The 23,446-nt window shown below is 48.9% G+C and carries 20 protein-coding genes; 15 read left to right on the top strand and 5 right to left on the bottom strand.

Going from position 1 to position 23,446, the window contains the following annotated elements:
- Positions 1-98: 98 nt before the first annotated feature.
- On the top strand, positions 99-1,322 hold the full coding sequence (locus tag CBE68_RS12625) for an EAL domain-containing response regulator (RefSeq protein ID WP_087506456.1): 1,224 nt from the start codon (positions 99-101) through the stop codon (positions 1,320-1,322).
- Here the strand turns inward: CBE68_RS12625 and CBE68_RS12620 are convergent.
- Genes CBE68_RS12620 through CBE68_RS12610 form a run of 3 tightly spaced genes read right to left on the bottom strand, consistent with a single transcriptional unit; the run spans position 1,306 to position 7,342 of the window.
- Complete coding sequence (locus tag CBE68_RS12620; RefSeq protein WP_087506455.1) at positions 1,306-2,682, bottom strand: CHASE4 domain-containing protein; 1,377 nt, start codon at positions 2,680-2,682, stop codon at positions 1,306-1,308. The two genes, CBE68_RS12625 and CBE68_RS12620, sit on opposite strands and share 17 nt — an antisense overlap.
- Positions 2,682-4,100: a CHASE4 domain-containing protein gene (locus CBE68_RS12615; protein WP_087506454.1), complete on the bottom strand. Its 1,419-nt coding sequence runs from the start codon at positions 4,098-4,100 to the stop codon at positions 2,682-2,684. Before CBE68_RS12615 ends, CBE68_RS12620 begins: the two co-directional genes overlap by 1 nt.
- Complete coding sequence (locus tag CBE68_RS12610; RefSeq protein WP_087506453.1) at positions 4,097-7,342, bottom strand: ATP-binding protein; 3,246 nt, start codon at positions 7,340-7,342, stop codon at positions 4,097-4,099. The genes CBE68_RS12615 and CBE68_RS12610 overlap by 4 nt, the downstream gene beginning before the upstream one ends.
- Positions 7,343-7,606: 264 nt before the next feature.
- Here CBE68_RS12610 and CBE68_RS12605 point away from each other — a divergent pair, with 264 nt between their 5' ends.
- The 14 genes from CBE68_RS12605 (at position 7,607) to CBE68_RS12540 (ending at position 21,107) form a co-directional block, all read left to right on the top strand.
- Positions 7,607-7,921 carry a hypothetical protein gene (locus CBE68_RS12605; protein ID WP_087506452.1) on the top strand — a complete coding sequence of 105 codons (315 nt, stop codon included), beginning with the start codon at positions 7,607-7,609 and terminating at the stop codon, positions 7,919-7,921.
- A gap of 88 nt (positions 7,922-8,009) precedes the next feature.
- Positions 8,010-8,993, top strand: coding sequence for a tRNA dihydrouridine(20/20a) synthase DusA (gene dusA / locus CBE68_RS12600; protein WP_269844731.1), 984 nt, complete (start codon positions 8,010-8,012; stop codon positions 8,991-8,993).
- A 263-nt stretch (positions 8,994-9,256) separates the two neighbouring features.
- Positions 9,257-9,478 (top strand): hypothetical protein, encoded by a 222-nt coding sequence (locus CBE68_RS12595; RefSeq protein WP_087506450.1) that lies wholly within the window; start codon positions 9,257-9,259, stop codon positions 9,476-9,478.
- 140 nt (positions 9,479-9,618) lie between these two features.
- Positions 9,619-9,825 carry a PspC domain-containing protein gene (locus CBE68_RS12590; RefSeq protein WP_087506449.1) on the top strand — a complete coding sequence of 69 codons (207 nt, stop codon included), beginning with the start codon at positions 9,619-9,621 and terminating at the stop codon, positions 9,823-9,825.
- A 188-nt stretch (positions 9,826-10,013) separates the two neighbouring features.
- Positions 10,014-10,457, top strand: coding sequence for a copper chaperone PCu(A)C (locus tag CBE68_RS12585; RefSeq protein ID WP_143824554.1), 444 nt, complete (start codon positions 10,014-10,016; stop codon positions 10,455-10,457).
- Between the two features lie 21 nt (positions 10,458-10,478).
- Positions 10,479-11,468: a DUF2333 family protein gene (locus CBE68_RS12580; protein ID WP_087506447.1), complete on the top strand. Its 990-nt coding sequence runs from the start codon at positions 10,479-10,481 to the stop codon at positions 11,466-11,468.
- 160 nt (positions 11,469-11,628) lie between these two features.
- The gene (locus tag CBE68_RS12575; RefSeq protein ID WP_087506446.1) at positions 11,629-13,407 is read left to right on the top strand and encodes an assimilatory sulfite reductase (NADPH) flavoprotein subunit; all 1,779 of its coding nucleotides are present in this window, start codon (positions 11,629-11,631) and stop codon (positions 13,405-13,407) included.
- Complete coding sequence (gene cysI, locus CBE68_RS12570) at positions 13,407-15,137, top strand: assimilatory sulfite reductase (NADPH) hemoprotein subunit (RefSeq protein WP_087506445.1); 1,731 nt, start codon at positions 13,407-13,409, stop codon at positions 15,135-15,137. Before CBE68_RS12575 ends, cysI begins: the two co-directional genes overlap by 1 nt.
- Positions 15,115-15,873, top strand: coding sequence for a phosphoadenylyl-sulfate reductase (locus CBE68_RS12565; protein WP_087506493.1), 759 nt, complete (start codon positions 15,115-15,117; stop codon positions 15,871-15,873). The genes cysI and CBE68_RS12565 overlap by 23 nt, the downstream gene beginning before the upstream one ends.
- Positions 15,873-16,670 carry a uroporphyrinogen-III C-methyltransferase gene (gene cobA / locus CBE68_RS12560; protein ID WP_087506444.1) on the top strand — a complete coding sequence of 266 codons (798 nt, stop codon included), beginning with the start codon at positions 15,873-15,875 and terminating at the stop codon, positions 16,668-16,670. The genes CBE68_RS12565 and cobA overlap by 1 nt, the downstream gene beginning before the upstream one ends.
- A gap of 122 nt (positions 16,671-16,792) precedes the next feature.
- Positions 16,793-17,431 carry a tetratricopeptide repeat protein gene (locus CBE68_RS12555; RefSeq protein WP_229744729.1) on the top strand — a complete coding sequence of 213 codons (639 nt, stop codon included), beginning with the start codon at positions 16,793-16,795 and terminating at the stop codon, positions 17,429-17,431.
- A gap of 77 nt (positions 17,432-17,508) precedes the next feature.
- Positions 17,509-19,962: a ribonuclease R gene (gene rnr / locus CBE68_RS12550; RefSeq protein ID WP_087506442.1), complete on the top strand. Its 2,454-nt coding sequence runs from the start codon at positions 17,509-17,511 to the stop codon at positions 19,960-19,962.
- 3 nt (positions 19,963-19,965) lie between these two features.
- Positions 19,966-20,709, top strand: a complete 744-nt coding sequence (rlmB, locus tag CBE68_RS12545) for a 23S rRNA (guanosine(2251)-2'-O)-methyltransferase RlmB (RefSeq protein WP_087506441.1) — start codon at positions 19,966-19,968, stop codon at positions 20,707-20,709.
- 2 nt (positions 20,710-20,711) lie between these two features.
- Entirely contained in the window at positions 20,712-21,107 is a 396-nt protein-coding gene (locus CBE68_RS12540; protein ID WP_087506440.1) for a DUF2750 domain-containing protein, read from the top strand.
- 59 nt (positions 21,108-21,166) lie between these two features.
- Here the strand turns inward: CBE68_RS12540 and CBE68_RS12535 are convergent, their stop codons facing one another.
- Together CBE68_RS12535 and CBE68_RS12530 are read right to left on the bottom strand one after the other, a co-directional pair.
- Positions 21,167-22,075: a pepsin/retropepsin-like aspartic protease family protein gene (locus CBE68_RS12535; protein WP_158100598.1), complete on the bottom strand. Its 909-nt coding sequence runs from the start codon at positions 22,073-22,075 to the stop codon at positions 21,167-21,169.
- 88 nt (positions 22,076-22,163) lie between these two features.
- The gene (locus tag CBE68_RS12530; RefSeq protein WP_087506438.1) at positions 22,164-23,420 is read right to left on the bottom strand and encodes a serine hydrolase domain-containing protein; all 1,257 of its coding nucleotides are present in this window, start codon (positions 23,418-23,420) and stop codon (positions 22,164-22,166) included.
- Between the last annotated feature and the right edge of the window lie 26 nt (positions 23,421-23,446).

Below are 23,446 nucleotides of genomic sequence, written 5' to 3'. Positions count from 1 at the left end.
GTACGGAACATCTATGCTTAATAGCTGTTCAAGTCGACTCGTCTTGTATTGCACACGCGCCTCCACTGGTAGCGACAGCCTAACTTTTGGGAGGCCAAATGAGCGAACCTGTTGTATCAGCGACGAAAGGAATCGAAGCGATGATCACTGCCAATGTATTGATTTTAGAGGACGATCGTTTTCAAAGTCGGCTTATGGAGAGCATGGTGAAAGGCTTGACCTCGGGCCATGTTGCGATCGCGGCCAATGGTCACGAGGCGTTGGAACACTTGAAGGCGGAGCCATTGCCCCATTTGATCTTGTGCGATATTCAAATGCCTGAAATGGATGGCATTGAGTTTTTGCGAGCTTTGGCTGGCTTGAGTCACCAGTGCTCTGTTGCGCTCACCAGTGCCATTGATAGCAACATCATCGACTCCGTGCTGCAAATGGCCCGCTGGTATGGCATCAACAATGTATCGAAAGTTGAAAAACCAATCCAGCAGCAAGCGATTCTTCGGTTGTTAAAACAAGCTCAACAAGTGGAGGAAGCTGAGTCGAAATCTTGGCCTCAGTACGCTTTTAGTGATGACGATATTATCGAAGCGGTTGCCTCTCAGATGGTGCCTTTTTATCAACCTCATGTTGCGGCTAAAAGTCGAGAAATTGTAGGTGCCGAAGCGCTTATTCGGTGGCAGCATCCCGAGCACGGTACGCTGACGCCCAATCACTTTTTGCAGCAAATAGAGCAATTGGGCTTGAGTCATCAATTGACGCTAAAAGTGTTGCAACAAGGTATCGCCGACTGCGCGCGCTGGCATCAGCTTGGTATGCCGTTGCACATTTCGATTAATGTTTCTGCTTCGGATATGGTGGAGTTGGCGTTTGTCGATAGCGTCTTGGCCATTCTGAACGAACATCAATTGCCTGCGCAATATTTGACGTTGGAGTTGACTGAAACCGAAATATCGCCTCATTTAGCCAAGTCACTCGATACCATGAGTCGGCTTCGGATTAACAAGATCAATCTGTCCATTGATGATTTTGGCACTGGCCATTCATCTTTACATCAGTTGATTACCAGCCCATTTAATGAATTGAAAGTGGACATGGCATTTGTCCGTCACATGTTAACCAGCGACAAGCATCAAGCAACGGTTTCGGCATCCTTAGTACTGGCCAAACAACTGGGATTGAAAACAGTCGCTGAAGGGGTAGAAACACAAGAACAGGCCAACAAACTAGCAGACTTGGGCTGTGATATTTTGCAGGGCTATGTTTACTCACCAGCGTTACAAGGTGACCAGTTCATCGAATGGTATAAAGCTAATCCAATAGGCTAATGATAATTACCGCAGCCAACTGTTCATCTCGATCAGAATCCTCATCTGTCCCTTGATTTGGAGGGTAGCCGGTGACGGCAACCAAATAGTGTTGTTGGGGGCGCGCATAAAGCCGAATATGGGTTTTTGTGCTGATTTGTTGCCGTTGCCGCAATAGCGTGTGTAACCACGCCGCAACCGGTTTTTGGTTTGGGTCTGTGCATTCAATCAAGTAATCCAAGCTGACGGCTGATAACTGTTGTAAGTCAATCGCCAGCCACTCCACTGCTTGCTTGTTGGCAAACTGAATATGACCATGCTGATTGACGGTAACGACAATATCGGTAATCGAGTTGAGCAGCTCCTGATGGTGTTGGTTTTGCCGCTGTAATGAGGTTTGAATCGCTTTAAACTCAGCCAATACTTGCCCGAGTTCTTGCAGTTGCCCTAAGGCCTTGGGAGCCTGTGTTTGAGAAGCTGAAGTGGTTAAGTAGTGCAATAGTAATTTTAGTGGCTTGATGATTTGTTTGCGCATCAATAGCCAAGTGAGAAGTGACATTGCCAGCACACCAATAATAATCACGGCGATGAGCAAAATTGGCTCCCAAATAGCGGCGCTGTATTTCGGCAATAGCAAGGTCACTTTGGCTGGAATCATGGTGCCGTTGTTCATATAGCTGACGATGACCGCTTCTGATACGCCTTCCATGCTGGTTATTTGTTGTAAAGCGATGTAGTAACCATCCGAAAACGAATATCGAGCCGTGACAAAAGATGGCACGGTTAATTGCACTCGAACCTCCACGCCCAAGCTTTTTGCGATTTGCTGACTGAGTTCTGGTACCGCTCTTCGGAGTAAAACGAGCTTGCCATTTGTTTCTTGGGTTCTATTGCTATTTGAAATCAGTTGCGAGGTGTAGATGAAGATTTGGCCTCCGGAAATCAGCAAGCCAAAGTCGGTTTCTGATGGGGGAGTCGAGCGAAACAAATTTAACGTTTGGACAGGTGAGTGCTCGTTAAGTAAGGCTTTAAAGAACAAAATGCTGCCGCTATCTGATTGGATAATGACGCCATGGATCAGGGACGATTCAAGACTGGCATCAGAGAAATTTGATGCGATGAATTTGGCGTTTTGCTGCTCAACAAATTGGTACATATCATCCCAGTATGCAAAGTCATTGGTTAGCAGTTGTAACTGGAAAAAGTTGTTATCCACTAGGTTTTTGAGAATGTCACTAAACTGATGGGCAAATAACTCCTCACGCTCGCGGTTATCAAACCAAATGGTGACGCTGATGACGGTCACTGCTATGGCGATGGTAACGGCAGCAAAACTAAGCAGATGCCAACCAATCTTGCTTTCCATTGATTGCGACATCATCACCCTTCTCTCCTGACGATGATTACGATGTCTTGGTTGCTGCTTTCGCTGCTGAGCGCTCTCAGTTGAATATGGATATCATCAACAGTCTCAGGCATTGAAACTAAGCGCACTGTGAGTGAGCGACTAATGTCTTGGTGATGGGCAAGGGTAAGCAAATGCGCAATTGATGCGTCCGGTTCGGTACTTTCAATTAAGTAGTCAATAGGCTGGCCGATGAGCTGTTTTTCGTTGAGTCGCAGCCACTTTAGAGAGGCGGTATTGGCGAAACTGATGGCACCGTTGGGAGATACAACAAAAAGGGCATCGGAAATGGATCCAAGTATTAATTGGTTGTAACGGTGCTGCCGAGATAAACGCAGCAACAGGCTGTCGATGGAGCGCGTCAGCGAGCCTATTTCATCCTTTCTATGGCTCAGTGACAGATCTGCGATGGCGCCAAACCCTTTCATTTGGTGGAGCTTGGCCGATAGCAAGGTAATTGGTCGAATGATCAAACGATTATTGGCCATCAGAATTAGCATCGCGACGATAACAAAGACCACCACATTGACCACCATGGTGACTGTTTCGACCATCAGGTTGCCCTGAGGGAGTTCGAACCGTGTCTCGATAATAATGGGAATAGTCTCGCCATTTTGTGTTTCGGAACTAAAGCTGGCGCCAATTGCCTTATCACTGCGCCAAAACGAAGTCACTTTGAGTTCGGTGATTTCATTGGTCGCCACCAAAACTGGATTGTTTGGACGAATCAGGGTCGATACGTCTAAGTAGATACCTAAGCTGTCGCCGAGTTCTGATAGTAACTCGTCATCTAACTCTCTTAACACGGTAAAAAAGCCAACAAGAGGACCCGTCGGAGTCTGCTCAGGAATCACCGAATGGGAGCGGGGCGCTGATGCAACATTCTGCTCGGCAAAGATTGGTGAAGTGGCATACATATAGAGCATATCTTCGATGAAAATAAAGCCCTGATCGTCAGCTGTTCGAGCAATAGAAAACCGGCGATTGGTTAGTAGGTTGCCGATGTCCTGGTTGTGTTTATTGGCTAATGATGTGACATAAGCGACTTCAGCTGATTGCTCATCTCGAATTAAGATAGCTTCGACATTCATGGCATCAAGTGTTGCTGGATTTAGCCAACGCTCAATAAAATGACCACTTCGATTCTGAAGGTAATCAATGGTTTCACGGTGTAGCCCTAAGTTGTCAGCGAGAAATTGCAGAAGATCGATCTGGCTGGCTATTTCTTTGGTCGCAACTTGGCCATAGTTATCAATGGCGCGGTTAATGCGAATACCTTCGCGGTGCTTATTAATCCAGACATTGGCACCAAACTCCAGCAGTGCAAAAGCAAGCAGAAGCACCAACACAAACCAGCCTAGAAGTGACGCTAACTTGCTTTCGCGAGTAATCATGTCGGTTTATCTTCTGATGATGGTCGATTGGCGCTCAGATCTGTAAGCCAGCGTTCTACCTCTCCTTCCAATTGCTCTAAATCGGCAGCTAATTGATTGAGCATGTTGTGGTAATCCGATGGCCGCTGCTGTTTGGCATCATTTTCAATTGCTTTGCATGTCGACACAGCTCTTTGGGCGCCTAAGTAGCGCAGCCCTCCGCCCATTTTATGGGCTAACTCGGATAGCTTGGAATAGCCATCAGATACCAATGCTTGCTCCATATCGGCGATTAGATGCTGCTCTTCGAGAAATGCCTGAAGTACTTGCTGAATGACTTCGTTATCGTCCCCGATTAACCCCGTGACATGCGCTCGGTTGAGGATGCCGGAGTCGGAAGATTCCTTAGCCAATGAAGGGGGAGCCGTTGTAGCCTGCGGCAAACAAAGTAACTTCTGTCTCAGGGTGTCGAGGGTGAATGGCTTTGACAGGTAGTCATCGAAACCGGCTTGCTGGCAGCGCTGTATTGAATCACTCAGGGCATCAGCGGTCGTCGCGATTAACCTAGGGTGTTGATTGTCTCGTTCTGCTGAGATTTTTCGAGCTAGGGTAAAACCGTCCATTTTTGGCATGTGGCAATCTGACAGAACGACATCAAAATCGCCGTTCTGCCATTTTTCGTAGGCTTCTTGACCGTTTAACGCAACGACTGGCTTGATGCCAAGGCAGGCTAATTGGCTGGTTAGCACTTTGATATTGACTTGATTATCCTCGGCGACAAGGACGTTTAGTTGAGCGAGTTGCGGAGCTGGTTCGAGGTCGATGCTCAGCTCATCTGCTATTACCGACTTCGCTTCTTGTTCAATCTTGATAGGCTCTAATTGCAATTCTACGGTAAACAAGGTGCCAACGCCTTCGAGCGAGGACAAACTTATTCGACCACCCATGCCTTCGGTGATTTCTTTACAAATGCTAAGTCCTAAGCCAGATCCGCCGTATTTTCGCGTGGTGTCGATATCGGCTTGAACGAATGGTTTGAACAATTCATTTTGCTTCGCGGCAGAGATGCCGATACCGCTATCGCGAATATTGAACCTGACAAGGTGATAACCGGTTTGCGACGCTGATTGCGAGGCGGCATCGTCAATCAATTGTGCGTTGAGCTCGACAAAGCCCTTATGGGTGAATTTGATGGCATTGGAAACCAAATTGTTCAACACCTGCATCAAGCGGGTTGGGTCAGTAAGGTAGACCTTGTTCAGTGCCGGATCGAGTTTGCAATATAAGTCGAGCTCACTCGACAGAGTTTTGTGTTTGAAATTGTCGACGACACTATTGAGCAGGTTTTCTAGTTGCACGGGAGCTTTTTCAAAGGTGAGTTTTCCTGCATCAATTTTTGAATAATCCAGCACGTCATTAAGCAATGCCATCAGGTTTCTGGCTGAGCCATTCAGCACGGTCAATAACTCTGTTTGCTCTTTATTCAGCGAGGTAAATGACAGGGCTTCAGCCATGCCCAGTACACCGTTCATGGGGGTTCGTATTTCATGACTCATTCGGGCAAGAAAGTCACTCTGTGAACGAGCCGCGCGTTCGGCATCTTGGCGCGCTTGCTGGGTTTGCTGGAGTGCTTGTTCAACTTCGCGATGAGCTTGTTTTCGTTGGCGAATTTGTAAACGCTGTAGCAGGAATACGCCAAAGGTAATAAATGCAACGGCAAAGGCGATGTTGTAAAAATATTTGTGGTCGAAAATGCTGACATCGGGGACAGCGGTACTGGTTTTGCCCCACTTGCGGCGTAATTCATCCATCTCCAGTGGTGAGAAGGTTGCCAAACCAATATCGACCAATTCGACTAAAGGCCAGTGTTTTAGGTTAACGGCCATTCGAAAGGCTAAGTCTTCGTTAATGTCGGTGACTTCGTTTACCACCAAGTCGCCGAAGTTACCTTGCTTGGAGCGATAAATCATTGCTAATTCATCATCTAGCAAAACATCGGCGCGATTATCTTCAATAGCTTGAGTTGCTTCTGTGGCACTGTCGACATGGAGAAACTCATTGTTTGGCAATCGAGTGCTCATTAAGTGGCTTTCGTAGTAATCCTTGATAGACGCGATTCGGGCATCAGAAAGTTGTTCGAAAGACGAAAAGTTATCTTTCGCCCGACTCAAAAACGCCGGTGATGATTGGCCAAACGGAATCGAAAAATGCCACCGCCCCTCTCGTTGCGGCGTTTTGTAGACGTTTGGCATTAGCTGGATATCACCCTTATCGAGCGCTTTTAGGGCTAACCGTGCATTGGAGACTCGAATGGGTTGAAACTCAATGCCCATGCGATTGCCAATGGATGACAAAACGTCTATTGCCAAGCCTCCAACCCCTGCAGTATCGGGCACAACGTAAGGAGGATAACCACTTTCCATCGCCGCATAGTAAGTAACTGGGTTTTCAAGTAAGTATTCCGATAGCTGTTGGTTTACGCCGCCTTCTAACTGAAGCAAGGTCAGTTGAAATATTGACTCTTGGCTCCCCATGTTTTGTTGCCACAGAGCGGCTGCATCCTCAGTGTTGATAGTACGAAACACTTTATTGAGGAATTCCACTTCTGGTTTGCGATCTCGGAGCATCATTGCGCGAGCGAAAATAGGTGGTGCAGTCTGGTTTTGCGGCTTGAAGTCTTGCCGCATGTCTCGGCGGGTTAGCACCGATTCCGCAACCCAAGGAATCCAAGAATAGATCAGGTAGTAATCGTTACGGCGCGACAGCATGTCATCCAAGTCGTCGCCAAAAACGCGATGCATCGAACCGGCACTCGGCAGGCTGAAGTTGGCAAAGTCGGGGACATGAATAGCCGATGCCTTATGATGCCGAGATGGATTTGAGCGGACGTATACCGCCGGCTTCATCGATAAATATGGGATGGTGAAATACGCTTTTTGAAACAATGAATCGGCGTAGGGAGCGATGGCGATGACATCGACTTCGCCAGATTCAAGTACCTCGAGGTAAGTGGCAAAGCTGGTAGCTTTGAATTGGATCCTGATGTCGTACTTTTTACCGATATCAAGCCAAAACTGCTCAAGGAACGACGCTAACTTGGGAAAATCACCATACCAGTCTTTTTCAATTGCAGAGAATGACGGTAAGCCGATTGTCAAACTATTGGGTTTGGTAGCTTCTTTTGGCAAATCGGTCGCTACGGGCTGCTCATCGGCTGCTACTAGCGGCGTTATGATGCAGTAAATCAGCAATGCAACTGCCAACGCTTTTATCTGAAGCCTGCTTTTCCGTTGAATCAATCCTAAAATTAATTGTGGGCACGCCACTTGCCACCTCGAACGAGTCGAAATTGTCTGTGACTAGTATGGTAAAGATTCGGATACTTTGAGAGGCAATGCTGGTAGTGTGCACAAGGTGTATCTGGCTCGTCTTTAAACGAGTCTGTAAGTTTTTGATCTAACTAACAGTATTGAGTTGGCCTGAGGGCTAACGTTGGCGTTTTTTTTAACATCGTTGAGGGTCATTCTGTGAGTCATGTTGTATTTGTACTGCTGTTAGCAGGCTTTTGGTTCGTCAGCTATTACCTGCAATGGTCGCTGGTCTGGCCTGCTTTGCTCACAGGCATTTGGTTGCTTGGTAGGGTGCGCAGCCGTAACTTACAGCGTATTCGTGAACAAAAAGCCGATCAAATTACTCATTGTGCTGCAGCACTTGGTGTACCAGAGTATTTTGTCGAACACTATTTCGACAAGGAAGCTTGGCAAGCTCGGGAAAACTACAATGATGTGCATCCGGGCCGAGTCGCAGAGCAACTAGCGGAAGAATTCAAAGCACAGAACTAAGGTCTGTTGATCGTTACTTTAGCGGTCATACTCCAATGGCTGTGATAAACTTCGCACAACCTTGATTCATACCTTTCCGAGTTTGTTTGTGAGCAACGATCCTCTTGCTTTTAACCGCCGCCTTTCCATTGCCCCGATGCTCGATTGGACGGACCGCCATTGCCGTTATTTCCACCGTCAGCTCAGTGCCGATGCGCTGTTGTATACCGAAATGGTGACCACGGGTGCCATTCTGTACGGCAAAGGTGATTATTTGGCATTCAATGAACTTGAGCAGCCGGTTGCCTTGCAATTGGGCGGCAGCGATCCGGAGGATTTGGCGAAAGCGGCCAAAATTGGCGCCGAGCGCGGTTACTCGGAAATTAACCTGAATGTTGGCTGCCCATCGGATCGAGTGCAAAAAGGTCGCTTTGGTGCGGTGTTGATGACCGAGCCTGAATTAGTTGCCCAGTGCGTCGATGCCATGAAGCAAGTGGTTGATGTGCCGGTTACGGTGAAACACCGGATTGGCGTTGACGAGCAAGACAGCTACCAATTTGTCCGCGATTTTGTCGGTACCGTGAATCACGCCGGTTGTGATGTGTTTATTGTTCACGCCCGTAAGGCTTGGCTGCAAGGGTTAAGCCCTAAAGAAAATCGCGAGATCCCACCGCTCGATTATCCCCGCGTATACCAGCTTAAACAGGACTTTCCGGCCTGCCACATCTCGATTAATGGCGGCATTATGACGCTGGCGCAAGCGCGCGAGCAGTTGCAACACCTTGATGGTGTCATGATAGGGCGGGCAGCCTACCAAAATCCCTATTTGCTGGCTGAAGCCGGAGAGTTGATGTTTGATCGAGAGGGCGGTGAAACCATCGGCCGCGCAGATGTGGTTGAAGCCATGTTGCCGTATATCGAGCAGCAAATCGCCCAAGGAGCCCGTTTAAACAACATTGTTCGACACATGTTAGGGCTCTATCAGGCTGTTCCTGGGGCTCGCGCTTGGCGCCGATATCTTAGTGAGAACGGTCGCGGAGACGACAAAGGTGTCGAAGTACTACAGCAGGCCATGGCACTGGTTTACGATTGATGCCACTTTTCACGTCTTCTTAAATTGTGAAATTGACTAATGGACTAGTTAATTTCACTAACCCTTCCTTTTCTCAACGTCCTGTCAGAACTGCTAATTTTTTCATTTAATCAAGTAATAACAACAAGATAAAAATAATTTTCAATTCTGGCACAAGCCTTGAAATAGTCTCTTCGTAACGCAGTGAAGCGCCGCAGTGTCACTGGACATTGAACTTAACCCTTAGTCCTGCAATAGACAGGAAAGGAATTGGAGAGAACATCATGAAACGCATTCAAATCGCACTTATTTCTGGTTTAACTTTGGCTACCAGCGTTGTTGCACCTGCCGCCTCGGCAGATGAGCTGACCGGAGTCGTAAGTGAAGTGGCAATGGACGTTGCAGAACAAGTAGCAGCCGATATCAGAGAAAGCTCGGTTCGTCAGTTGGAGCAAGTTTGGGCGAATTTGCAAAGCGTCATTGTTGACACTGCTAAAAGCGAGTAACGGCCATGTTGTCACCAACTGAATTAATGATGTGGTGGAGCTTGCCATTAGCAGGGTGGTTGGTGACTTGGTTCGGTCTTCACATTTTATCTATTTGGGCTCGGGGCAACTATGCCAAACGAGCAGGAGTTTGAGGCGAAATGAACACTTATCAGCAACTATATCGTGATCCGGTGCAGGGCAAATTAGCTGGCGTGATTGCTGGTTTTGCGAACCACTGGGGATTGAGTCGATTTTGGTTACGTATTGTCGCGTTAGTGATGCTTTTTAGCATGCCGATGGTGATGATTCCCGGTTACTTGCTAGCTGCGGTACTAATGCCTACGCCTCAATCGAGACTCAGATAGTCATTTAAGGCGAGAGAAGATCTCGCCTTTTGTTTGCGTAAGGTCATTATATTTGTCTGATTATTAGAGTTTTCACGCTGACTTGATATGCTGGTTACATCGAATCATGCGTCGACGATTGTGACAGGCCCTTTGTCGGGTTGTTCAGTTGCTCGGCATACTGGCAAAACAATCGAGTAGGTGAATTAGTGATTAAACGGGCCGCATTGTTATTGATGTCGTCGATGGCGACTTGGGCTTCAGCATGTGAGATTAAAGTGGAAGATGCTTATGTTCGTGCCGCCATTCCTGGCGTCCCCAATACTGCTGCATTTTTGTCGATCGTTAGTGCCTGTCAAGAGCCTGTTTCTCTAGTTGGCGGACAAACAGAGCTAGCTAACCGCCTCGAACTCCATACGCATGTTCATCAAGATGGCATGATGAAAATGCGCCAAGTCGATGCCATTGTTGTTCCTGCAAATGGCGCTGTTCAGTTAAAGCCGGGCGGCTACCATTTGATGATGATGGGGATTGACTCCGCGATTAATGACAAGACATCTATTCCAATTTTGCTAACCTTCAGTAATGGTCAGCAGTTGTCCATTGATGCGCCGCTCAAAGACCTGAAATCCTCCCATCATCACCATCACTAAAGTCTGTTAAGTGAGGCCTGTGTGTACAAACGATATTGGAAAAGTGCTGCCCTTCTAATCGGTTTTTTGTTCGTTGTATTCTATTTCATCGCGGTATGGTGGAGTGGCGAACCAGATGTGCCGAATGTTGAGTCGGTTGCGAAGCAGCAAGCGCAACAAGATCAAGTGGTGATGGTGCCGGGTTATACCTCCACAACTGCATTGGTTTTGTTGATTGAGCATTTGCTCGATAAGCCGGGTGGTTATTTGAGTAATGATGTCACGCCGCCGGGTATTTTCATGGACAACATGCCGAACTGGGAATTTGGGGTGCTTGAGATCGCCCGAGATACTGCATTGGCAATGCGCCGTGACTTTGCCCGTAGCCAATCGCAATCAACCGAAGACTCAGATTTAACTGCAGCTCACCCGGCGTTGAATATTTCTCACACCAGCTGGATGTTTCCTGCAGCTGAAGATGAATATGACAAAGCCAGAAAATCCTTGTTGGCCTACCGCTCGCGACTTGCTGATCCGGCTGATTTTTCTGCCCAATTTTACACTCGTGCCGATAACCTCAACGAATGGTTGCGCTTTGTTGAAAAGCGTTTGGGCTCGGTCTCACAAGCTTTGAGTGCTAGTGTTGGGCGCGATCGCATCAACATTGATATGTTGAGTGAGCGCTACGAAGATCCATCAACTGCCATCGCAGAGCTGCAGTTCAATCAGACGTCGTGGTGGAAAATTGATGATGTGTTCTATCATGCTCGTGGCACCAGCTGGGCCTTGTTAGTCATGTTCAAAGCTGTCGAAGTCGACTTTGCTGACGTCTTGGAGAAGAAGAATGCCACCGTCGGTTTGCAGCAAATTATCCGCGAATTAGAAGCGACTCAGGAAGCACTGTGGAGCCCCATGGTGCTCAATGGCTCCGGTTTCGGCATGCTTGCCAATCACAGCCTGGTGATGGCCAACTACATTTCCAGAGCGAATGCCGCGGTGATTGATTTGCGAGAGTTGCTCAATCAAGGCTAGGTCATTGCAAATTTCAACAAAGGGCGGCCCTCGGGCTGCCCTTGTTGTTTTTATCTGTTTATCTCTTTTTGGAATATAAAAAGCAAAATCAATTCTTTTACGTTATTTCTTAACTTGTTTAGTCTTTATCACCTCTGAAAAAGTAAGGTTAGTAACCGCCATGCAATTAAACGGACTCACCAGTCCTTTAACGGACCAACAATTAAGCCTGCTGCAACAGGCTCTGGCTGGGATGTCACCTCTGCAAATAAGCTGGGTCAGTGGCTACTTGGCTGCGTTAAGCCAAACCGGTGTCAGCACAGGTGAGGCGCCAGTTGCTGCTGCGCCAGCGGCAGATAGCGCCAAGCTCACCATTCTGTACGGATCGCAAACTGGTAATGCCGAAGGTGTTGCCAAACAGCTTAAAGAAAAAGCGGATGCCGCTGGAGTGGCCGCTGACGTCTTTAGCATGGGCGATTACAAACCAAATAAACTGAAAAACGAGAAGCTGCTTGCCATCGTTGCGTCGACCCACGGTGAGGGTGAGCCGCCCGATGATGCCGAGGAGCTGCACGGTTTCTTAGTTGGCAAGAAAGCACCGAAACTTGATGGCGCTCGTTATTCTGTGTTGGGTTTGGGTGATTCAAGCTATGAGTTCTTCTGCCAAACCGGTAAGGACTTTGATGAGCGCTTGGGCAAACTCGGTGCTGAGTCGTTCGTACCACGGGTCGATTGCGATGTTGATTACGATGATGCAGTTGCGGAGTGGATCGATAAGGTTGTCGCTGAAGCTAAGTCGCTGACGAGTGTTGCTGCGACGCCTGTGGCAGCAGCAACTGCTGCAGCGCCAGCCGCGAGCCAGTTCAACAAAAAGAACCCATACAACGCAAGCTTGCTCACCAACCAAAAGATTACGGGTCGTGATTCGATCAAGGATATTCGCCATATCGAAATCGATCTGGAAGGATCGGGTTTGCAATACCAACCTGGCGATGCGCTCGGTGTCTGGTTCCAGAATGATGAAGCCTTAGTTGACGAACTGCTCTCTTTGGTCAAAGCCGACGGTGGTACAGACGTTGATGGCAAGTCGCTACGCCAAGCGCTGATTGAAGATTATGAGCTGACCCTAAGCTACCCCGGCTTTATCAAAGCTGTTGCTGAAGCGACCGGCGAAAAAGGCTTAGCTGAGTTAGCTGCCGATGCTGGCAAGTTGCGTGACTACATTGCCGATCGTCAGATCATTGATATCGTTCGTGATTACCCGCTGGAGTTGACCGTTGAGCAACTTACCGGTGCGCTTCGCAAGATGGCGCCGCGACTTTACTCTATTGCTTCGAGCCAAGCGGAAGTTGACGAAGAAGTTCACCTCACCGTTGGCGTGGTTCGTTACGATGCCCACGGCCAAGAACACATGGGCGGCGCGTCTGGTTTCCTGTCTGAACGATTGGAAGAAGGCGGTGATGTCAAAGTCTTCATCGAACACAACAACAATTTCCGTTTACCGGAAAACCCAGAAACACCGATTGTGATGATTGGCCCAGGTACAGGTGTTGCGCCATTCCGTGCCTTTATGCAGCAGCGTGAAGCGGACGGCATTGAAGGCAACAGCTGGATGTTCTTTGGCAATCCACACTTTACCCAGGACTTCCTCTATCAGGTGGAATGGCAGTCTTATCTCAAGTCCGGCGTGTTAGGTCGTATGGACGTTGCATGGTCACGCGATCAAGCCGAAAAAGTCTATGTCCAACACCGCATTGTTGAGCAAGGTGCCGAGCTATATCAGTGGCTAGAAAAAGGCGCTCACGTTTATGTCTGTGGCGACGCCAATCATATGGCTAAAGATGTCCATCAGGCCTTGCAAACTGTCATCCAACAGCATGGCGGTAAATCAGAAGAAGACGCGCAGCAATATCTCACTGATCTGCGTAAAGCCAAGCGTTATCAACGGGATGTGTACTAATGAGCGACATTAACATCGAAGACTTACAAGTTCAGGGCAAGCTGGCTGACAACGAGCGCCTGAAGCGAGAAAGTAATTTTTTGCGCGGTACCATTGCCGAAGAACTGAATGATCAAATTACCGGTGGTTTCAGCGCCGATAACTTTCAGCTGATCCGCTTTCATGGCATGTATCAGCAGGACGATCGCGACATTCGTGCCGAGCGCGCCAAACAAAAATTAGAGCCGTTGCATACGGTAATGCTTCGCGCTCGTTTGCCGGGCGGTATTATCCAGCCGAAGCAGTGGTTGGGTATCGATCAGTTTGCTGAAGACAAGACCATTTATGGCAGCATCCGCCTGACGACACGGCAGACCTTTCAGTTTCACGGTGTATTGAAGCGCAACATGAAGTTGATGCATCAAACACTAAACGACATGGGTATTGACTCCATTGCTACCGCAGGTGACGTCAACCGTAATGTGTTGTGTACCTCGAACCCGATTGAGTCTGAAGTACATGCCGAGGCTTATCAGTGGGCTACCAAAATCTCTAAGCATTTGTTGCCAAAAACCAATGCCTACGCCGAGATTTGGTTGAACGGCGAAAAAGCAGTCACAACCGAAGAGCCGATTTTGGGTTCAACTTACTTACCACGTAAGTTCAAAACCACAGTTGCTATTCCACCGCTAAATGACGTTGATGTTCACGCCAATGATTTGAACTTTATTGCCATCGCTGAAGGCGGCAAGCTCATCGGCTTCAATGTTCTGGTTGGTGGCGGTTTGGCGATGACCCATGGTGACACGGCAACTTATCCGCGCAAAGCGACTGATTTTGGCTTTATTCCACTCGAAGCAACCTTGGATGTTGCCGCTGCGGTTGTTACCACGCAGCGCGATTTGGGCAACCGAGTCAACCGCAAGAATGCCAAAACCAAGTACACCCTCGAGCGTGTTGGCGCTGACGTATTCAAAGCGGAAGTTGAATCTCGTGCCAGCATTAAGTTCGAAGACAGTCGTCCGTACGAATTTACTGAGCGCGGCGACCGCTTTGGCTGGGTTGAAGGCATCGATGGCAAGCATCACCTGACTTTATTCATTGAAAATGGCCGAATTCTCGACTTTCCAAACAAGCCACTGAAAACCGGTATGCGCAAGATTGCTGAAATTCATCAAGGTGATTTCCGCATGACCGCCAACCAAAACTTGGTCATTGCAGGTGTGCCTGCTGAACAAAAAGATGTGATTGAGCAACTGGCTCGCGAGCACGGCTTGTTGGACGACGATACCAGTAATCAGCGCAAGAGTTCGATGGCTTGTGTGGCGTTTCCAACCTGCCCGCTGGCGATGGCTGAAGCGGAACGCATGTTGCCAAGCTTTGTTACTGATATTGAAGGTATTTTGGCCAAACATGGCGCTCCAGAAGAGTCCATCATCACCCGTGTCACCGGCTGTCCAAACGGCTGTGGCCGCGCCATGTTGGCGGAAATTGGTCTGGTGGGTAAAGGTCCGGGTAAATACAACCTGTATCTCGGCGGCACTCACAACGGCGAGCGTATTCCACGTCTGCACAAAGAAAACATCAGCGACAGCGAAATTCTCAGCATTATCGATGAGTTAGTGGGTCGTTGGTTGCAGGAGCGCGACGGAGCAGAACGCTTTGGTGATTTCGTTGTTCGCAGCGGCATTATCGCCCCTGTGGTCGACTCAGCAAAGGACTTCCATGATGTTGGCGCAATCCCAGCTTAAATCCTTATCAACGCTGTCTCCAGCAGCACAGCGTTCTGAGTTGGCCGCCATTAACGGCCACTTAGAATCGCTGAGTGCGCAGGAGCGCGTGGCTTGGGGCTTGGAGCATTTGCCTGGTACCCAAGTCCTGTCGTCCAGTTTTGGTATCCAGTCGGCGGTGTTGTTGCACATGCTGGTGGAGCAGCAGCCTGATATTCCGGTGATATTGGTCGATACCGGCTATTTGTTCACTGAAACCTATCAGTTTATTGATCAGTTGCAGCAACGTCTTAATTTGAATCTTAAGATCTATCGCAACCCGATCAGCCCGGTATGGCAAGAAGCCCGTTATGGCCGTTTATGGGAAGAAGGCGTTGAAGGCATCGACAAATACAACCGCATGAATAAGGTTGAACCGATGCAGCGCGCTCTTGAAGAGCTCAACGTCGGCACTTGGTATTCAGGATTGCGTCGCAGTCAGTCCAGTACGCGCAGCGAACTGCCAGTGGTGGATACCGTCAAAGGTCGCTTCAAGATGCTACCGATCATCGATTGGAGCAACAAAGACGTGCATTACTACTTGAAAGAGTATGGCTTACCGTACCACCCATTGTGGGACAAAGGTTATGTCTCGGTTGGTGATGCTCATACCAGCCGCCCGCTAGAAGTCGGAATGACGGAAGAAGAAACGCGTTTCTTTGGCCTCAAGCGCGAGTGTGGTCTACACGAATCGAATGTCGACGGGGACGGTATCTAATGGTCCATTCCCAGTTATTGCAGATCCCCGGCCAGTTGCTGTCGCCGCCAACGGCAGCGATATCATTGGTCGGTGCTGGCCCGGGTGATGTTGGCTTGTTGACCATCAACGCACTACTTCGCATCCAACAAGCGGAAATCGTGCTGTATGACTATTTGGTATCAGAGCAGATCTTGTCGCTGTTGCCTGCCAGTTGCCAGCGCTATTGCGTTGGCAAACGCGCAGGTCAGCACAGCATGACCCAAGATGCGATTAATCAGTTGCTATTGAAAGTTGCAGCGACCGGACAACGGGTAGTGCGCCTCAAAGGTGGCGATCCGTTTATCTTCGGCCGTGGCGCTGAAGAAATGCAGGTGTTGCTCGATAGCGGTCATCACGTTGAGGTGATTCCGGGGATTACCGCAGCCTCTGGCTGTGCGGCTTATGCCGGTATTCCACTGACGCACCGAGATGTTGCCCAAAGTGCTACCGTAGTCACTGGCTACTGCAAAGCTGCAGGTAAATCCCCTGATTGGGCACAAATGGCTGTTACCAATAGCACTGTGGTGGTTTATATGGGTCTGTTTAAAGCCGCCAAAATCGCTGCCGAGCTGATCAAGCATGGTCGTGCCGCCGGCACCCCAGTTGCCATTATTGAAAAAGGCTGTACGCCTGCGCAGCGGGTGGTTGAGTGCCAACTGAACAACCTAGCTGACACCATTGCTGAACAATCAATTCAATCGCCGGCGCTACTGGTGATTGGCGATGTGGTTGCGATGCGACTACAGCAACCGCTAGCGGCAGAGGATGTTGCCTAGATTAGTCGTGATTGTTTGCTTCATTTCATGATTGTGTGAGAGCTGGCCTCAAGAAAAATTGGTAATTGTCGATACAAACGTTATAAGTAGTTTTATCGTTTGCTCGGATGGTTTCTTTCGCTATGGCAAGGTCAGTTCTCAATCTTCTAAAGGCAGTCACATTGACTGTGGCAATGGCCTGCTCGTCGGTTCAAGCTGATTCAATTTTGTCTGCGGTGCAAATCTATTCGCAAGATGAGTTGTTGGAGCTCATCAACGACAATGAACACCTCAAACGCGTGCGCGACGATGACTGCCAGCTGGTGGAGGACATCAAAGCGCGTGCAGAAAAGATGAAAGTACCGGCTTATCAGTTTCTCTACGGTGACATGCTGCTGTACGGCGTATGTATTGAGCGCGACGCCGAGTTAGGCATGCTGTACGTTGAGATGGCTGCTAAACAAGGTTTGCCTGCGGGCTTAGAGCAATTAGGCAGGTACTATGCCCAAGGTAAGTTTGTTCGCCCCAATAAAACCCGCGCGGCTGAATATCTCTACACCGCATCATCGACCGGCCATATCAAGGCACAAATGCAATTGGTTGAATTGTACTTAGAAGGGTATGGCGACCCATCCGCTTATTATGATGTCTATCATTGGTTGCACAACGCAGTGATTGCTGACCGGGCGCAGCAACAGCGAGCAGGTGAGTTACTGGCTCAATTAGCCAATAAAATGCCAGAGGAATTGGTCAAACAAGCGCAAGGACCGCTAGAGCGTTAATTTGCGTGCATTTTCTTCGTTGCTAATTGACTCCATAAGGTATACTCAGCGCTATCAGGCCTAATTGACGAGCCAGCGTGAGTAAATCCAAACACTATCAAGATCCGCATCAGGATCGAGAAGCTAAAAAATACGACCGACCTATCGCTTCGCGGGAACTGATTCTGCAGCTATTGCAGGACCAACCCGAGCCACTCAATCGTTCCCAAATTGAAAAGCATCTTAAGCTTGCAGATGAAGAGCAGCAAGAAGCGTTGCGGCGTCGCCTGCGGGCTATGGAACGTGATGGTCAGTTAGTGTTTACACGCAGTAAATGCTACGCCTTACCTGAAAAGATGGGCGTTATTAACGCAACTGTGATTGGCCATCGCGATGGCCATGGCTTTGCTCGCCCTGATGAGGGTGGCTCCGATTACTTTATTCCGCCGCGGCAAATGTTGGCTGTGTTGCATGGTGATAAAGTGCTGATCTTGCCGACCAAGCACGACCGAAAAGGCCGGATGGAATGCCGCATTGTTCGCTTGTTGGAAGATGCTAAACGCAGCATTGTGGGGCGCTACTTTGTTGAAAAGGGCACTGGTTTTGTGGTGCCGGATGATAATCGCCTTAATCAAGACATTGTTATTCCCAAAGACGATAGCAAGGGCGCTCGCCAAGGTCATGTCGTCGTCGTTGAATTAGTGCAACGGCCTAATCAGCGCCAGCATGCCATCGGCAAAGTCACCGAAATTCTTGGTGAACACATGGCGCCTGGGATGGAAATCGAAACCGCTATTCGGCGTCACGAAATTCCACATAAATGGCCTAAAGCGGTCACCCGTGCGGTCAAGGGCATCCCTGAAGCGGTGCCGGAAAAAGATAAGTACGGCAATGGCCGAATTGACTTGCGCCATTTACCTTTGGTCACCATTGATGGTGAAGATGCCCGTGACTTTGATGATGCCGTTTATTGTGAACGCAAGCGCAGTGGTGGCTGGCGCTTGTGGGTAGCAATTGCCGATGTCAGCTATTACGTCCGGCCCGGCAATGCTCTCGATGACGAAGCCGTCAATCGGGCAACCTCGGTCTATTTCCCGCAGCAAGTGATCCCAATGTTGCCAGAACAGCTCTCTAATGGCTTGTGCTCACTGAATCCAGAAGTGGACCGCTTGTGTATGGTTTGCGAAATGACCGTTAGCGAGCGCGGGGCGCTGTCTGGTTATAAGTTTTATCCGGCGGTGATGGAGTCCAAAGCTCGCCTGACCTACACCAAAGTGGCGGCGATTTTAGATGGTGATGCCGAATTAATTGAGCGCTATCAGCCATTGGTGGGGCATATTACTCAACTTCATCATCTCTATCAGGCCTTGCATGCTGCTCGTGTTGAGCGCGGCGCATTGGGTCTTGAAACAGTTGAAACTAAGTTCATCTTCAACGCCTTCCGTAAGATTGACCACATTGTTCCAGTTGTTCGCAATGATGCTCATAAGATCATCGAAGAGTGTATGATCTTAGCCAATGTCTCGGCTGCAAAATATGTTGAGAAGCACAAAGCTGCTTCGCTGTTCCGGGTCCATGATTCGCCGGGTGAAGAACGTTTAACCAACTTCCGAAATTTCCTTGGTGAACTAGGGTTGCACCTTGGCGGTGAAATGGAACCCACGCCCAAGCACTATGCCGATTTGCTGGAACGAGCTGCTGATCGGCCGGACGCAGAGCTGATTCAAACCATGCTGCTTCGCTCCATGCGGCAGGCGGTTTACGATGCCGAGAATATTGGCCACTTCGGTTTAGCACTGAAATCCTATGCTCACTTCACTTCGCCAATCCGGCGTTATCCGGATTTGTTGCTACACCGGACGATCAAATACTTGATTGCCAAAGAGCACGGTGAAGTGCCTGATCGTTGGACGCCCATTGGCGGTTACCACTATTTTGATGAAGACATGGACTATTTTGGTCCTCACTGTTCGATGGCAGAACGTCGAGCCGATGAGGCCACTCGAGACGTCGATAGCTGGCTTAAATGCGAGTACATGCAAGACCATGTTGGTGATGAATTCACTGGCGTGATTGCCTCTGTTACGAGCTTTGGCTTCTTTGTCCGTTTGGATGAGCTACACATCGATGGTTTAGTCCATATCTCCAGCCTACAAAATGACTACTACAATTTTGATGGTGCCCGTCAGCGACTCGTTGGCAACGCCTCGGGCAAAAGCTATCGCATCGGCGATGTTGTTGAAGTTCAGGTTGCAGCGGTCAATCTCGATGACAAAATGATCGACTTTGTACTCGCCGGTCAATCGGCAAGCCGCAAAGGAACGAAATCGAAAAGTAAATCAAAAGCCAAAGGCGGCGCGAAGAAAGCAAGTGCCAATAAGGGCGTATGGAACGATACAGGCATCGCCAAGCCAAAACCGGGCTCTGCCAGAGCTGCGGTGGCGGCTGCCGGTGCAGCATTGGCAAAAAGTAAGAAGTCTAAAGGGCCGAAAGGCAAGTCAAAAGCAAAAGGCAAAGGCGCAAGCGCCGCCAAAAAACGCAAGAAAAAGTAATACATGAGTCAACTTGAATCAGTGTTCGGCATTCACGCCGTGCGCGCTATTTTAGATGCAGCACCGCTGCGAGTGGTTGAACTGTGGTGTCTGAAAGGTCGTGATGACGATGCTTTCCAAGCCATGGTTGGGCTAGCTCGGCAGCATGGTGTTAGCATCCAGTTTGTACCCCGTAGGACCCTCGATGATCGTGCCAAAGGTGAAAACCACCAAGGGGTACTGGCACGCATCAAACCCGCCAAGATCGCGAATGAAGCCGATCTCGATGCCATTTTAGCAACCAACGATCAACCGTTGTTATTGCTGCTTGATGGTGTCACCGATCCGCATAACTTAGGTGCATGTTTACGAACGGCCGATGCCGCTGGTGTTGATGCTGTGATCGTGCCAAAAGATAAGTCTGCCAGTTTAAACCCAACGGTGAGAAAAGTGGCCTGTGGCGCGGCAGAAACCGTACCCTTAGTGCAAGTCACAAATTTAGCTCGCACCATGCGCTTTTTGCAGGAGCAGGGGATCTGGTTAGTTGGTACTGCGGGTGAGGCCGAGCAAAGCCTATTTGACTGCAAGTTGCGAGGGCCAATGGGCTTGGTTATGGGAGCCGAAGGCAAGGGCATGCGCCGACTCACTCGGGAAAACTGTGACGAGTTAGTGAAGCTGCCGATGGCTGGAGCTGTTAGTAGTTTAAATGTGTCGGTGGCTACCGGCATTTGTTTGTATGAAGTCGTGCGTCAACGGCTAGGAGCATAAGCATGAGTGAATACTCAGAACAACAAATTACAGAATGGGGACAACAAAATGAAGAACAGCGTTTTGATTTGTTCCTTGGATTAGCCGTTAAGCACAAACAAGTTTGGGCACTCTCCGATGATCAAGGTTGTTTGATAGTGGACAGTGACGGCGAACAGCTACTGCCAGTGTGGCCGCTGGAAGTCTTTGCTAAAGCTGCTTCCGTTGAAGAGTGGCAAGGTTTGGAGCCACTGGCTATTTCGCTGGAAGATTGGGAACAGAAGTGGTTGCCGGGAATGGAAAATGATGTCATCGATGTCGCTGTATTCCCAGATCTTGAAGGTAGCAGTGAAGTGATTGCGGCAGAAGAGTTGGCGGTTCACTTGAAACTGCAGAAGAAAAAAGCACCAATCGCATAGATATTAGTGAATCACGAAAAAGGGCCCTCTAATGGGGCCCTTTGTCGTTTGCTTAGCCTTCACTCAGGGAGTGCGAAGTGGGCGTAGCCCTTCTTTAGATCCAACGTCAGAATAAAATGGCGTAACACATCAAACCCCAAGATGCCTTCATAGGTTTTGCTTTTTAGCGCTCTGCTACCATGGGAATTGATTGACTTTGGAACAGGAAACGCATGGCCAGCAGATGGCACAGTAATCAGCACATTTTCGAGCTCAAATGGACCGAGTTGCAAAGACGGAATACTAAAGCCCTCCATAATCGCTGTCTTATTGATGCCAGACGACAAGGCCAAATCCGATGGGAATTTCTCCAACCAGCTATGGCGAGTGGCCACCGAGCGTCTCAGCAAAATGCCTGAATTATTGCCGGTATCCAATAGTAGCCAGGCTTCTTCTTCGCCATTCAGTTGAGCTTGAATCAGCGGCAACCCCGAAACCGGGTCAATGTCCGCGGTGACATTTTGATGCTTTTTCAAATCGATACTATCGCGGGTGATCAACCGTAGTCGCTCGCCAGGGTAGTCAATCTGAATCACGAAGTGATCGAGAAAAGGTTTTCCTAGCAAGATATTTGCGTAGCTGCCTGGAAGAGTCATTTCAACCATGCTGTCGAACTCTTTATCGACACCAAATAAGTTGATATTGACATTGTTAATCATGGATTTGGTTTCGGTACCGAATACACCAGAGATGCGTATCTTTCGTCCGCGATCAACATCTAACTCTTTGCTGTTGATGAACAATTCATTGATGGCATTAATATTGGCGCCTGAATCAAGAACGGCATGACCATTCACGCCTTGAATTTCTACTGGGATAACAATATGGCCATTGTGGATCTCAAACTCGGCCCATTCTGAGACCAAAGCCGTCGATGGCAAGCTCACTGTTGATAGCAGCAATGCCACGAATAGAAGTGGGTATTTCATGAACAAAATCCTTTTTGTCTGTTGGCACCGTCCGTGATGCGTCATACAGGAGTCTAGAGGGAGATGGTTTTGGCGTCCAGCATGGCAGCTAAAGTTCGTGACTGCGATAGGGCTGAATATGAGCATTGCGCAACAATAACGTTGATTGCTGACGCCGCTCAGGGGCCGGTTTGTGTTCTGCCAACAAGCTGAGTGAATTTGGCTGGGTCATCATGTCCCAAAACCGGGTGGTAACAAAATTAATGGCGTGAGACTCGGCATTCAGCAACACGACAACACCAATATCGAGTTCGGGAGCGTAAGCCAAGTCGGCGCGAAAACCGGCAACCCAGCCGCCATGGTATACCAAATCCGTGCCTGCAAAGTCGTACAATCGCCAGCCTAAACCATATTCAGCTCGTTTCAGGTAATTGCGCCACTGGCGTCGTTTTAAGTCTCTTCTGGTAGTGATATTGGCTTGCTGCATATCCAACAATACATCGTGAGATAGCACATCAGGACGGTGCCCCAGCTGCGCCACTAGCCACTTACTCATGTCGAGAATGCTGGCATTAACGCCGGCAGCAGCGGGGAAGTTGTAATAGTCGCGTTTTGGGCTCTTTGGGTACCAGCCACGCTTTAATTTGAGATGACCGGTGGCATGGTTGGGATTGTTGATAAAAGCATCGCGGCCAAGGCTGGCATGCTTCATTCCTAGAGGATTGAAGATGTCGCGTTGCATCAAGTCCTCATAAGAAAGCGGATTAGTCTGCTCAATGACTTGTTCAATCATGCTGTACAGCACGTTTTGATAACCATAGCACTGGCCGGGCTTACAAAGAGGTTTGAGCTTTTTGAACTGAGGCAAGATTTTTGGCAGCGACTGGCCTGCTTCAATGAGGTTGTCATAAGCATTGGGAACCAGACCACTGGTGTGACTGAGGAGGTTTTTCACCTCTAGTTTTTCTGCATGCCCCTGGGTTTTAAATTGCAGCTCCGGCACATAGTCCAATACCGGATCAGACCATTTAAACGCACCGCTATGAGCTTGCTTGGCGGCCAATGTGGCAGCAAAGGTCTTCGACACTGAAGCAAGGCGAAAGGTGGTATGAATATCGACTGCTGCGGAGCTGCGCTGCTTCCTTACTCCGTAAGGTCGCAGGCGAAGCACTTGATCACCATAAACAATGGCATAAGCGCCACCGGGCACTTTGTGTTTTTTCATTTGGGTGAGAAAGTAGTCATCAAACTGCTGCAACAATTGCTCTACCGACTGCGCTGTTTTGTTTGCAGCGAGAGCTACTGATGGCAGTGCCAGCAGTACTAATAAAACCCACGATCGAACCATTCGGCTACGCAACATCATTGAGACGAATAACACCTTCTGAAAAA

The organism is Neiella marina (assembly GCF_002165625.1).
GTDB classification, from domain to species: domain Bacteria; phylum Pseudomonadota; class Gammaproteobacteria; order Enterobacterales; family Neiellaceae; genus Neiella; species Neiella marina.
The sequence above is the reverse complement of the archived record's forward strand: the minus strand, read 5'-3'. Positions and strand labels throughout refer to the sequence as shown.